Origin of the sequence: Pedobacter sp. UBA5917 (assembly GCF_002432345.1) — a bacterium.
Lineage (GTDB): Bacteria > Bacteroidota > Bacteroidia > Sphingobacteriales > Sphingobacteriaceae > Pedobacter.
This window is the reverse complement of sequence record NZ_DJDT01000121.1, coordinates 37,124-49,872: the sequence shown is the minus strand read 5'-3', so window position 1 is coordinate 49,872 and position 12,749 is coordinate 37,124. Positions and strand designations below refer to the sequence as shown.

13 protein-coding genes, 5 tRNA genes and 1 pseudogene are annotated in these 12,749 nt (G+C 37.9%); 1 reads left to right on the top strand and 18 read right to left on the bottom strand.

The window, feature by feature from the left end:
- The 16 genes and pseudogenes from rpoB to rpsU all read right to left on the bottom strand — a co-directional run.
- Positions 1 to 1,726 (bottom strand): annotated as a pseudogene (rpoB, locus tag B2V92_RS07345) (DNA-directed RNA polymerase subunit beta); the annotation flags it as partial.
- Positions 1,727 to 1,883: 157 nt separating this feature from the next.
- Entirely contained in the window at positions 1,884 to 2,261 is a 378-nt protein-coding gene (gene rplL, locus B2V92_RS07340) for a 50S ribosomal protein L7/L12 (RefSeq protein ID WP_010601097.1), read from the bottom strand.
- Positions 2,262 to 2,325: 64 nt separating this feature from the next.
- Positions 2,326 to 2,847, bottom strand: coding sequence for a 50S ribosomal protein L10 (rplJ, locus tag B2V92_RS07335; RefSeq protein WP_293306315.1), 522 nt, complete (start codon positions 2,845 to 2,847; stop codon positions 2,326 to 2,328).
- Between the two features lie 2 nt (positions 2,848 to 2,849).
- Positions 2,850 to 3,548 (bottom strand): 50S ribosomal protein L1, encoded by a 699-nt coding sequence (gene rplA, locus B2V92_RS07330; RefSeq protein ID WP_025143259.1) that lies wholly within the window; start codon positions 3,546 to 3,548, stop codon positions 2,850 to 2,852.
- 20 nt (positions 3,549 to 3,568) lie between these two features.
- Complete coding sequence (rplK, locus tag B2V92_RS07325; protein ID WP_010601094.1) at positions 3,569 to 4,012, bottom strand: 50S ribosomal protein L11; 444 nt, start codon at positions 4,010 to 4,012, stop codon at positions 3,569 to 3,571.
- Between the two features lie 308 nt (positions 4,013 to 4,320).
- The gene (gene nusG / locus B2V92_RS07320; protein WP_010601093.1) at positions 4,321 to 4,860 is read right to left on the bottom strand and encodes a transcription termination/antitermination protein NusG; all 540 of its coding nucleotides are present in this window, start codon (positions 4,858 to 4,860) and stop codon (positions 4,321 to 4,323) included.
- A 9-nt stretch (positions 4,861 to 4,869) separates the two neighbouring features.
- Positions 4,870 to 5,067: a preprotein translocase subunit SecE gene (gene secE, locus B2V92_RS07315; RefSeq protein ID WP_025143264.1), complete on the bottom strand. Its 198-nt coding sequence runs from the start codon at positions 5,065 to 5,067 to the stop codon at positions 4,870 to 4,872.
- A 105-nt stretch (positions 5,068 to 5,172) separates the two neighbouring features.
- A tRNA-Trp gene (locus tag B2V92_RS07310) sits at positions 5,173 to 5,243 on the bottom strand.
- Between the two features lie 56 nt (positions 5,244 to 5,299).
- Positions 5,300 to 6,487 (bottom strand): elongation factor Tu, encoded by a 1,188-nt coding sequence (gene tuf / locus B2V92_RS07305; RefSeq protein WP_010601091.1) that lies wholly within the window; start codon positions 6,485 to 6,487, stop codon positions 5,300 to 5,302.
- 127 nt (positions 6,488 to 6,614) lie between these two features.
- Positions 6,615 to 6,686: transfer RNA gene (locus tag B2V92_RS07300), tRNA-Thr, on the bottom strand.
- A 78-nt stretch (positions 6,687 to 6,764) separates the two neighbouring features.
- Positions 6,765 to 6,840: transfer RNA gene (locus tag B2V92_RS07295), tRNA-Gly, on the bottom strand.
- Between the two features lie 80 nt (positions 6,841 to 6,920).
- Positions 6,921 to 7,003, bottom strand: a tRNA-Tyr gene (locus tag B2V92_RS07290).
- Positions 7,004 to 7,042: 39 nt separating this feature from the next.
- Positions 7,043 to 7,115 (bottom strand) — tRNA-Thr (locus B2V92_RS07285).
- Between the two features lie 746 nt (positions 7,116 to 7,861).
- Positions 7,862 to 8,209, bottom strand: coding sequence for a ribosome hibernation-promoting factor, HPF/YfiA family (hpf, locus tag B2V92_RS07280; RefSeq protein ID WP_025143266.1), 348 nt, complete (start codon positions 8,207 to 8,209; stop codon positions 7,862 to 7,864).
- 14 nt (positions 8,210 to 8,223) lie between these two features.
- Positions 8,224 to 9,108 carry a tyrosine-type recombinase/integrase gene (locus tag B2V92_RS07275; protein WP_293306297.1) on the bottom strand — a complete coding sequence of 295 codons (885 nt, stop codon included), beginning with the start codon at positions 9,106 to 9,108 and terminating at the stop codon, positions 8,224 to 8,226.
- A 235-nt stretch (positions 9,109 to 9,343) separates the two neighbouring features.
- Positions 9,344 to 9,538, bottom strand: a complete 195-nt coding sequence (gene rpsU, locus B2V92_RS07270) for a 30S ribosomal protein S21 (RefSeq protein WP_025143268.1) — start codon at positions 9,536 to 9,538, stop codon at positions 9,344 to 9,346.
- A 168-nt stretch (positions 9,539 to 9,706) separates the two neighbouring features.
- On the opposite strand from rpsU, the gene B2V92_RS07265 reads away from it, so the two are divergent.
- Entirely contained in the window at positions 9,707 to 10,093 is a 387-nt protein-coding gene (locus tag B2V92_RS07265) for a hypothetical protein (protein WP_293306293.1), read from the top strand.
- A 184-nt stretch (positions 10,094 to 10,277) separates the two neighbouring features.
- On the opposite strand, the gene B2V92_RS07260 is transcribed toward B2V92_RS07265, so the two are convergent.
- Both B2V92_RS07260 and B2V92_RS07255 read right to left on the bottom strand, forming a co-directional pair.
- Complete coding sequence (locus B2V92_RS07260) at positions 10,278 to 11,432, bottom strand: acyl-CoA dehydrogenase family protein (RefSeq protein WP_113948506.1); 1,155 nt, start codon at positions 11,430 to 11,432, stop codon at positions 10,278 to 10,280.
- A gap of 375 nt (positions 11,433 to 11,807) precedes the next feature.
- Complete coding sequence (locus tag B2V92_RS07255; RefSeq protein WP_293306290.1) at positions 11,808 to 12,707, bottom strand: ComEA family DNA-binding protein; 900 nt, start codon at positions 12,705 to 12,707, stop codon at positions 11,808 to 11,810.
- Positions 12,708 to 12,749: the final 42 nt, after the last annotated feature.

Genomic DNA, 12,749 nt, shown 5'->3' with positions numbered 1-12,749 from the left:
CATCTTCATCCTCAGCAGATAAATAAATAACGTCCGAATCTACAACTACTTTACCTTCTTCAACACGTTTGTACGGTGTTTCAATGAAACCTAGATTGTTGATTTTTGCATGCACACAAAGTGATGAAATCAAACCAATGTTCGGTCCCTCCGGAGTTTCAATGGTACATAAACGACCATAGTGGGTATAGTGAACGTCACGTACCTCGAAACCGGCACGCTCACGCGATAAACCACCTGGACCTAGGGCCGATAAACGGCGTTTGTGCGTAATCTCTGCCAATGGATTGGTTTGATCCATGAACTGAGATAACTGGTTGGTACCAAAGAACGAGTTGATTACCGATGATAACGTACGGGCGTTGATCAGATCGGTTGGTGTAAACACCTCGTTATCGCGGATGTTCATACGCTCACGGATTGTTCTGGCCATACGGGCTAAACCAACACCAAATTGTGCGTACAACTGCTCACCTACCGTACGTACACGACGGTTAGACAAGTGATCGATATCATCTACTTCTTCTTTTGAGTTGATCAATTTGATCAGGTATTTTACAATTGCAATAATATCTGCTTTTGTTAATACTTTAACCTCATCAGGGGTATTCATTTTTAATTTACGGTTGATGCGGTAACGACCAACATCCCCTAAATCATAACGTTTATCCGAGAAGAACAAACGGTCAATGATACCACGTGCAGTTTCCTCATCAGGTGGTTCTGCGTTACGCAAAGCACGGTAGATGTTTTCAACAGCTTCTTTTTCAGAGTTTGATGTATCTTTCTGTAATGTATTATATATAATGGTATAATCAGCCTGACTTGCGCCATCTTCTTTTGATAAGATGATGCTTTTTACGCCAGCTTCGATAACCATATCAATGTGTTCGTCTTCTAAAACGGTTTCTCTTTCAAGAATCACTTCATTACGGTCGATAGAAACTACCTCACCAGTATCTTCATCAACAAAATCTTCAACCCATTTTTTCAATACCCTTGCAGCCAGTTTACGACCGATGTATTTCTTTAAACCTGATTTGCTAACTTTTACTTCGTCGGCAAGATCAAAAAGTTCCAAGATATCTTTATCAGAATCGTAACCGATAGCACGTAATAAAGTGGTAACCGGGAATTTTTTCTTACGATCGATGTAAGCATACATTACGTTGTTAACGTCTGTAGCAAACTCGATCCATGAACCTTTGAAAGGAATAACACGCGCCGAATACAATTTGGTTCCGTTAGTGTGACGGCTCTGGCCGAAGAACACACCTGGAGAACGGTGTAATTGCGAAACGATAACACGTTCTGCACCGTTGATAACAAACGTACCTTTTGGTGTCATATACGGGATAGTACCTAAGTACACATCCTGGATAATGGTTTCAAAATCTTCATGTTCTACATCATTACAAGAAAGCTTAAGCTTTGCTTTTAATGGAACATTGTAGGTTAATCCACGCTCAATACACTCGTGTATATCATAACGTGGCGGATCAACAAAATAATCAAGAAACTCCAATACGAAGATATTTCTTGAATCTGTTATTGGAAAGTTTTCAGCAAACACTTTGAACAAACCCTCGCTTGAGCGATCGTCTGAAGTGGTATCTATCTGGAAAAATTCTCTGAATGATTGCAATTGCACATCCAGAAAATCCGGATAGTCTATAATGTGCTTACTAGTTGCAAAATTTACTCTTTGTTCGACTGTCTTTGCCAATGGACTAAAAGATTTTAGTTTAAGAATAAACTATTTGTTTGGTTTCGTTTCCAACCATGCTCATCAACCAAACAAAATGAGATGTTTATAAACAGGTAAAGACACCGACATTTTCAGTCGGTGTCTAATACATTTTTAGCTTAGCTAAGTTAAGTGATTACTTAATCTCAACTACTGCTCCAGCTTCTTCTAATTGTTTTTTAAGAGCTTCTGCTTCGTCTTTAGCAACACCAGCTTTTAATTCTTTTGGTGCTCCGTCTACTAAGTCTTTAGCTTCTTTCAAACCTAAACCAGTTAAGTCTTTAACAAGTTTTACAACTGCTAATTTCTGACCACCAGCTTCTTTTAAGATTACATCAAAAGATGTTTTTTCTGCAGCAGCAGCAGGTGCATCACCACCAGCAGCAGGACCAGCAACTACAGCAGCAGCTGCGGGCTCAATACCATACTCATCTTTTAAGATTTGAGCTAATTCATTAACTTCTTTTACTGTTAAGTTTACTAATTGCTCAGCAAACGCTTTTAAATCTGCCATTTTATTAAGATTTTAAAAATTTACGTGTAATAATTTTGTTTAATTTGCGAACTTAAGGTGTTCGTTAACCTTCTCTTTCTTGTAGAGTTTTAACAATTCCTGCAATTTTGCTACCGCCTGATTGAAGCGCAGATAGAACATTTTTAGCTGGTGACTGTAGTAATCCAACGATATCGCCGATAAGCTCTTCTCTTGATTTCAAGCTTACCAGGTTATTCAATTGGTCGTCGCCAACATATACTGATGAATCTATAAATGCTGCTTTAAGCACAGGTTTATCAGAAGTTTTTCTCAAAGCTTTAATCAACTTAGCCGGAGCGTTTGCTGTTTTTGAGAATAATAATGATGATGAACCTTTAAGGGCTTCGTATATCTCAGAAGCATCACCTTCTAAACCTTCGATCGCTTTGCGGATCAAAGAGTTTTTAGCAACCTTCATTACGATATCACCTTCGAAACATTTGCGGCGGATGTTATTGATCTGCTCAACAGAAAGGCTAGAAGTATCAGCAATATAGAAATTGCCAAACTCTTGCATTTGTCCTTGTAGTTCTAAAACTACTCCGTTTTTTTCTTCTCTGTTCATGATTAGATCCCCGCTACTGATTTTGTTTCAATTGCAATCCCAGGACTCATTGTAGAAGACACGTGAATGCTCTTAAAATAAGTTCCTTTTGCAGCAGATGGTTTTAATTTAGAAATAACCTGAATAATTTCAAGTGCGTTCTCATAAATTTTGTCTGCTGGGAATGATACTTTTCCTATCGAGGCGTGTATGATACCCGTTTTGTCTACTTTAAAATCAATTTTACCTGCTTTAACCTCTGTTACAGCTTTACCAACTTCATTGGTTACTGTTCCAGATTTAGGGTTAGGCATTAAGTTCCTTGGACCTAAAACACGGCCCAATTTACCTACCTTAGCCATACAAGCTGGTGTAGTGATAATAATGTCTACATCGGTCCAACCACCTTCAATTTTAGCTACATACTCGTCTAAACCTACGAAGTCTGCGCCAGCTGCTTTTGCTTCTTCTTCCTTATCAGGAGTTACCAAAGCTAAAACACGTACAGTTTTACCTGTTCCGTGTGGTAAAGTAGCAATACCACGTACCATTTGATTGGCTTTACGCGGATCTACACCTAAAGATACATCAATATCAACTGAAGCATCGAATTTAGTAGTAGTGATTTCTTTTACCAAAGCAGCAGCATCCTTCAAAGTATAAGCTTTACCAGCTTCTATTTTAGCATGTGCCTTTTTTTGATTTTTAGTTAATTTCGCCACTGTTGTAAACTGTTTTTTAATTAATTGTTCCAGGGTGCGTCACCAGAAACGGTGATTCCCATACTGCGTGCTGTACCGGCAACCATACTCATTGCAGATTCGATTGTAAATGCATTTAAATCAGGCATTTTATCCTCAGCAATAACTTTAATCTGGTCCCAGGTCACCGATCCAACTTTTTTACGGTTAGGCTCAGCAGAACCACTCTGTAATTTAGTAGCATCCTTTAATTGAATAGCTACAGGAGGGGTTTTGATGATGAAATCGAATGACTTATCAGCATAAACAGTAATTACAACTGGCAATACTTTACCTGCTTTATCTTGGGTACGAGCGTTGTACTGTTTGCAAAACTCCATAATGTTCACCCCTTTAGCACCTAATGCAGGTCCTACTGGTGGCGATGGATTTGCCGCTCCGCCTTTGATCTGTAATTTGATCATTGCACTGACTTCTTTTGCCATTTTGTGTTTTTTGTTTATTTAAAACTCAATGTTAAATAGTGGAAGCATGTAACATTTTATTTCCTTAGGGCTCCTATAAAGCTTAAAGGACTGCAAAGATATGGATTAACTTACAGTAAAACAATAGTATCGATAAAAATTAATTATTAATTCTTCGGGAATATATTGATTTGCTGTTTTTGTTAAAAGATGCATTAAGAACCTATTGATACTTAACGGCTAACAAACGATAGTTATTGCCTTTATTAAACATAAAGCCATAAAAAAAGCCCCGACTAAATCGAGGCTTATAAATATTTAATAATTTCTTATTCTTTTTCTACCTGCATGTAGTTAAGCTCAAGCGGAGTTTTACGGCCGAAGATTTTAACCATTACTTTCAGTTTTTTCTTCTCTTCGTTTACCTCTTCGATAATACCTGAGAAACCGTTGAAAGGTCCGTCCATTACTTTGATGTTTTCGCCAACATAGTAAGGAACATTCATGGTTTCGCCTTGCTCGCTCATTTCATCAACCACACCCAAAATACGGTTAACTTCTGCCTGGCGCATCGGAATCGGGTTACCAGCTTTATCGCCCAAGAAACCGATTACGCTGTTAATTCCTTTAATAATGTGTTCTAATTCTCCGTCTAATGTAGCTTCGATCAAAACATAACCAGGATAAAAGTTACGTTCTTTGGCAATTTTTTTACCATCTTTCATCTGGTAGTATTTCTCCATCGGGATTAATACCTGGGGAACCAAATGAGAGAAACCTAAACGGCTGATCTCAGCATCTATGTACTGTTTTACTTTCTTTTCTTTACCGCTAACAGCCCTTACAACGTACCACTTTAGATCGCTCATTAGATAATATTAATTAGAAAGTGATTTATAAAAAGTATCCAATACAAATGTAGAACCTTTATCCATTGCAAAAATTACCAGTGCAATGATCAGGGAAGCTACTAAAACAAGAATTGCAGAACTTTGAAGTTCGCCCCAAGTAGGCCATGTAACCTTATTGGTCATCTCATCGTACGATTCTTTTATAAACTCAACTACTTTAGCCATATCAAATTATTGAATGTTTGAATGAGTAAATGAGTGAATGATAGGTTTTGAAAGTTATTTCAAATTCAATCATTCACTCATTCTGATACTCAATCCTATGTTTAGCACGGGAACAAGGATTCGAACCCTGATCAAAGGTTTTGGAGACCTCTATTCTACCGTTGAACTATTCCCGTGTGTATAAAAAAGAGCTAGCCTTAACCAGCTCTTTTTATATTGTTGTAGCTTAAAATTAAGCTAAGATTTCAGTTACCTGACCAGCACCTACTGTTCTACCACCTTCACGGATAGCGAAACGTAGACCTTTTTCCATTGCGATAGCGTTGATCAACTTAACAGTGATTGTAACGTTATCACCTGGCATTACCATTTCAGTTCCTTCAGCTAGTGAAATCTCACCAGTTACGTCTGTGGTACGGAAATAGAATTGAGGACGGTATTTGTTGAAGAATGGAGTGTGACGACCACCTTCTGCTTTTGATAATACATAGATCTCAGCTTTGAAATCAGTGTGAGGAGTTACTGAACCTGGTTTACAGATTACCATACCACGACGGATATCAGTTTTCTCAATACCACGTAACAATAAACCTACGTTATCACCAGCTTCACCATAATCTAAGATCTTACGGAACATCTCAACACCAGTTACTGTAGATTTTAAGTTCTCAGCACCCATACCTAAGATTTCAACCGGATCTCCAGAGTTGATTACACCACGCTCAATACGACCAGTTGCTACAGTACCACGACCAGTGATCGAGAATACGTCTTCAACAGGCATTAAGAATGGAAGATCTGTTAAACGTGGAGGAATTGGAATGTAGCTATCTACAGCATCCATTAATTCCATGATTTTACCAACCCATTTAGCATCACCGTTTAATCCACCTAATGCAGAACCTTGGATTACTGGAATATCATCACCTGGGAATTCGTAGAAAGATAATAATTCACGAACTTCCATTTCAACTAGTTCTAATAATTCTGGATCATCAACCATATCCACTTTGTTCATGAATACAACTAATGAAGGCACACCAACCTGACGAGCTAACAAGATGTGCTCACGAGTTTGTGGCATTGGACCATCAGTAGCAGCAACAACGATAATTGCACCGTCCATTTGAGCAGCACCAGTAACCATGTTTTTCACGTAATCCGCGTGACCTGGACAGTCAACGTGTGCGTAGTGACGGTTAGCTGTTGAATACTCAACGTGAGCTGTATTGATAGTGATACCTCTTTCTTTTTCCTCTGGAGCAGAGTCAATAGAATCGAATGAACGTGCCTCAGTTAAACCAGCATCAGCTAAAACTTTTGTAATAGCCGCTGTTAAAGTTGTTTTACCGTGATCCACGTGACCAATTGTACCGATGTTTAAGTGCGGTTTACTGCGGTCAAATTTTTCTTTTGCCATTTTATTTATAACTAATTAGTAGGTTAACTTTTTTATTATTTTTTATTAATTGTTTTGATGCAATGCAACACAAAAAACCTTGTCTACCCTGCATGTTTAACAGATTTAACAAAGCTTTATTATAATGAGCCAAAGATGGGACTTGAACCCACGACCTCTTCCTTACCAAGGAAGTGCTCTACCGCTGAGCTACTTCGGCTTTTTAGTTTTCAGCTTTCAGCATTCAGTTTTTAGCAAAAACTACCAAACTGACAACCGTTAACTGCTCACTTTATTTTGGAGCGGAAGACGAGGTTCGAACTCGCGACCTATAGCTTGGAAGGCTATCGCTCTACCAACTGAGCTACTTCCGCTTTTAAAACTAGTGATTGATTGAATGAAAGAATGAGAGATTTATTCTACCATTAAAACATTTGGTCATTCATTTAAAGTGTGGGGAGAGAAGGATTCGAACCTTCGAAGTCTTACGACAACAGAGTTACAGTCTGTCCCATTTGGCCGCTCTGGTATCTCCCCGTTTTTTACTTTAAAATGCTAACACTTTAACATAAAAAGAGCCTCCTATCGGAATCGAACCAATGACCTACTGATTACAAGTCAGTTGCTCTACCAGCTGAGCTAAGGAGGCTTTAAATTTTGTGCAATGATACGAAAAATCTTCATTTTTCATACTATTAACGTGTTTTTTTAAAACTTTTATCTTTTTAAAGAACAACCCTTTTCTTCTTGGCTTAACACCGTTTCCGAAAGGGAATGCAAATATACACACTTATATTTCACTTCAAAATTATTTTGAAAAAAAATACTGAAGTTATTTTGTTGAAGCATCTTTATATCGCTTAAGAAGCTTAATAATCAATCTCTTAAAATCGAATATTTTTTTTCATTTTTTTACGATCTACAAGCCTAAAAAACAGCATCAGGATGTTTAACCACAGGAAGCGACAGAAAATAAAGGGCGAATAAATTTCAATAAAAATTAAAATTTGTTTGGTAAGATTGATTTTTTTGGAAAAAATTTGCCGAAAAAATTAAAATCGAATAAAAAAATTTTCGCTGAGGGGCTTCAATTTCTTTGATTATCTTAAAAAACCGACGGGCAAAAGATCGTGATCTCGACTGCGTTTAACTCCCCTACCATTAAACAGCGTAAAAAAGTAGCGTCGCCTCGGCCTAAACTCGACCTGCACCGATCCTTCATCGGTAGTAGAGCGGATGCATCTATCTCGCGACAGATCTCTCGACTACGTTGCACTTCGCTCGAGATGACGCCTCTGGGGAAGTATATCCTTCAACTTTTTAACGGTACCTTCAAAAAAAAAGAGCGGCACATTTAACTGTGTCGCTCTCGTGCATATATAATTTTGCGCCTTATTAATAATCAGCAGCTTCGCTTTCGCTCAAAATTGCCTTGTGCTCACTTAATTTTGCACGCGTTTTATCTTTATGTTTAGTGATCTGTTTTCTTAACGATTCTATCGCCAGATCGGTGGCTTCTTCAAATGATTTACATTGTTCTTTAGCAAACAGGGTACCTCCGGGCACAATGAGTTTGATCTCACTGATCTTATTGGCCTCGTCCTCTACGTTCTCTAACTTTAAATACACTTCGCCGCTGATGATCTGGTCAAAAAACTGATCAAGCTTATTTGCTTTCTTCTGTATAAAATCTAACAACTTACTGTCTGCACTGAAGTGGATTGATTGAACTCCGATTTTCATTTTTCCTCCTTTTTTTACGCCTTTGGATGGGCTTGTTTATAAATTGTTTTTAATCTTTCGATCGAGTTGTGGGTGTAAACCTGGGTTGCAGCCAAACTGGCGTGGCCCAAAAGTTCTTTGATCGCATTTAAATCTGCTCCTGCATTTAGCAGGCTTGTGGCATAGCTATGCCGCAACACGTGGGGACTTTTCTTTTCATTGGTTGATACATGGTTTAGGTATGAGGTAACAATACGGTATATCAATTTCGGATAGGCCGCTGCACCTGTATTGGTAACGATTAATATAAGCAAATTGTTATTAAAGTTTTGCAACTTTTTTAGGTCGATGTAGGTATTTAGCTGATTGATAAGCTGTTTATTTATCGGGATAATCCGCTCCTTATTTCTTTTGCCCAATACTTTGATGGTACCCGAATAAACATCGATATCGCTATCCTTTAACTGCAGCAATTCGGTTAAACGCATGCCGGTACCGAAAAGCAGTTCAATTACCAGATGATCGCGTACAGAGGGGAAACTTTCATCAAAATATTGATCCGAATCCAATAAATGATCCATTTTCTGCGCATCAACAAAAACAGGAAGCCTTTTAGGTATTTTTGGCGCTTTGATCAAAACACTCGGATTTTGATCGATCTTTCCGTTGCGGTGCAGAAATTTGTAAAAGCTCCTCAGCGCAGAGATCTTTCTGTTGATGGTATTTTCCGAATTTTCTTTTTCCATCAGTTCTACCATGTAGCTTCTGAGATGGGTATGTTTAACTTCAAGAAAATTTAGTTCGAGGGCAGTATTAAGGTATGCTTCAAACTGATCTAAATCGGTTTGATAAGAAGTAATGGTGTGCTGCGAATAGCGCTTCTCGTGGGTTAAATATGTGATAAAACTTTTCAGCAACATTCAATATATTTTTGAGGGGCATTGATATGAAGTTACAAATTGTTTTGATATAAAGAAATCATTAATTAATTGTTTATTGTAAAGTTTTGGTCTAATATGGTAACCACAGATAAAAAGGATGCTCACAGATATGATCCGCGTTTATCTGTGTGCATCTGTGGTTAAAACCTGGTCATAAAAACAAAAAAGCCCCCCGATGTAAAATCGGGGGGCTTCACTATTATATCGTGAACAACTATGAAGTTGTATCTAGATTCATATTCTGAATGTAAACAGCATGTTTAATTTCAGTACGGCGAGCAACGGATTTTTTCTCGTATGCTTGGCGACTACGTAGTTCTCTCAATACACCAGTTTTTTCAAACTTTTTCTTGAAACGTTTAAGGGCTTTATCTAATGATTCGCCGTCTTTAATGTTGATAATGATCATAACGCTGAAATACCTCCTCTCGTGGTTTTTTAATTTCCCGTGTTATCGGGGCTGCAAATGTAAGCAAAATATTGAAAATGAGAAAGATTTTATAAAAAGAATTTTTATTTAAATCATTCATTAAACTCTACTGTTGTTTAGTTACATTTATATATACATTATTATAATATGACAACAGGCAAAAAAGTAGGGTCAATTATTGCAGTTATAGTGGTTATCATCGTGGTTGCTGTATGCTATTACCGTTATTTCTTCGTTTTTGGCGAAGGGGTTAAAGCAGGAGAACTTAACTACGTAGTTAAAAAAGGCTATATATTTAAAACCTATGAAGGTAAATTGATCCAGAGCGGAATAAAATCGCGTCAAACAGGAACCTTACAGAATAACGAATTTGAATTTTCTATCGCCAATAAGGAAATTGCAGATAAAATGATGCAAAATAGCGGTAAGTTTTATGAATTACACTATAAAGAATATAAGCACGCTCTACCCTGGCGCGGTTTTAGTGTTTATGTAGTAGATAGTATTTTAACTACGAAAGATATAGCGCAATAAGCCGAAAGACTAAAGGTTAAAGTCTAAGACCAAAGACTAAAGGTTAAAGTCTAAAGACTAAAAAAAATCCGGAGATATTTAAACCGTCCGGATTACTCATAATATATTTGGTTTTTAATATGGTATAAGGCGTAAGGTTTAGGGTATAAGGTTCAACGCATCCAGCCTTCTACCTTAAAACCCTCTACCTTGATAATATTTCTCTGGCGATTACAATCTTCTGGATTTCGGATGTGCCCTCACCTATTGTACATAATTTACTATCACGGTAAAATTTCTCTACCGGAAAATCTTTGGTATAACCATAACCGCCAAAAATCTGAACAGCATCTGTTGCTACCCTTACCGAAACCTCCGAAGCAAAATACTTCGCCATAGCCGATTCTTTCGTCATAGGCAAATGCCTGTTTTTTAAATCGGCTGCCTGGCGGATCAATAATTCTGCCGCTTCAATTTCTGTAGCCATATCGGCCAGTTTAAAACTAATGGCCTGATAGCTCGAAATGGGCTGACCAAACTGCTGGCGTTGTTTTGAATAAGCCACAGCGGCATCAAAAGCACCTTTGGCAATCCCTAAGGCCAATGCAGCAATAGAAATCCGCCCACCATCCAAAACTTTCATGGCCTGCTTAAAACCTTCGCCAACATTGCCCAGCAAATTGGCTTTGGGTACTCTGCAGTTATCAAAAATCATTTCAGTGGTTTCTGACGCACGCATGCCCAGTTTATTTTCTTTTTTACCGGCTGTAAAACCTGGTGTACCACGCTCTACCACAATTGCAGAAATCCCTTTCGAACTTCCTTGCTCCCCTGTTCTCACCATTACAACAGCAATATCGCCGCTTTTACCGTGGGTAATCCAGTTTTTGGCACCGTTAATAATATAGTCGTCGCCATCTTCAACTGCTGTGGTCATCATTCTTAAAGCATCCGAACCGGTGTTTGCTTCGGTTAAGCCCCAGGCACCGATCCACTCAGCTGTTGCCAGCTTGGGCAGCCACCTTTGTTTTTGTTCTTCGTTGGCAAAGGCCAGAATATGACCGGTACACAAAGAGTTGTGCGCTGCTAGTGAAAGACCGATTGAACCACAAACACGGGCCACTTCAACAATCACATCAACATATTCCTGATAGCCTAAACCCGAACCGCCATATTCTTCGGGCACCAAAACGCCCATCAAACCCAATTCTCCAAGTTGTTTAAACAATTCTATCGGGAAATGCTGTGCCTCATCCCAGTCCATAATATTTGGACGAATGTTTTTCTCTGCAAAATCGCGGACCATAGCCCTTACACTCTGCTGAGTTTCTGTTTCTGAAAAATCGAAGCTTACGCTCATTAATTTTTATATTTTAAGTTAGTTGGAGGCAATTATAAACAATTATTTGATAGTTGATTACCATTAAATATTTGCGTAATTACAGAATGAAATGGTATTCGGTTCAATTAGTTTATCGGCTAATTTTTAAAGCCCGAAAATGATTGGAAAAGATTTTTTTATTTTTTTTATAAAAATCTGCCTAAAATTAAAATGATGTTCATTTTTAATGGAAATGGGCTGAAGATGGATAATTCCCACAAAATGTTGCTACGGAACGTAACGCAAATAACCAATGGTTATTTGCTACCCATGATGCGTCCCTAGCAGGACGACCTGTACCGATTTTCATCGGTAGCGAAGGATCTTTTTACGCAAGAACTACCTCTTTTCTTCTCAAAAAGAAATATAAGGAGCTATTTTATCGATAACCTGCTGATTTAAGATCACTACCTTTTTCAGATCTGTTATACCCGTATAGTTTCCATGCTGTTTACGGTACTGAATAATCGCATTGATCTGTTTATAGGAAAGGTATGGATTCCGTTTTAAATCGTTAAAAACTGCGGTATTGATGTTGACTGTTTTTAAAGGAACATTGCTGATCGAAATCTGGTCTTTAATTTCGGCATACTTAACCGAGTCTAAACCGTAAACCTCCATTAGCTGTTCTTTTTTATAAAAACCACCTAAACGCTCGCGATATTTAAGAATCCTGCTGGCGAAAGCACCACCAATTCCTTTTATTTCATCCAATTGGGCTGAATCGGCGCTGTTAATGTCTACAATTACGGCTACCTTTTTAATATATTCCTTTTTTTCGAAAGGAGTATACTTTTTTGAGCCGCTTAAACCCTGATCGGCAATTTTAACGTAAGGCAAAATCTTTTTATACACCTCAGGAGAAATCGTATACATTTTCTGCAGATCTTCGGGTTTATAAAATTTGCCTCCTTTACCGGTATAGTTGATAATTGCTTTTGCCTGTTTCGGAGATAGGCCCAAACTTTGCCAGCCATCAGCACTTAAAGTATTGGGATCGAAATTAAATAATTTAACCGCTTTTTCGGAATTGGTATTTTCGATATGCTCACGTACATTATCGGCATACTTTTCATCGGCAATGGTTATTTTCTGTATCTGCGCCAAAAGGTCAGGATCATCTTTTTCTAACGGCCGTGTGTAACTATATATAATAGGTATAGCTTTTAGCACCACAATAATCAATGCAAGGAACAGCAGTCCGTTGAACTCGCCTTTACTAAAACCGAAGTATTTATTAAGCCAAATTCTCATTGATGTGATATGACATGTGTATTATAAATATAAATCTTATTT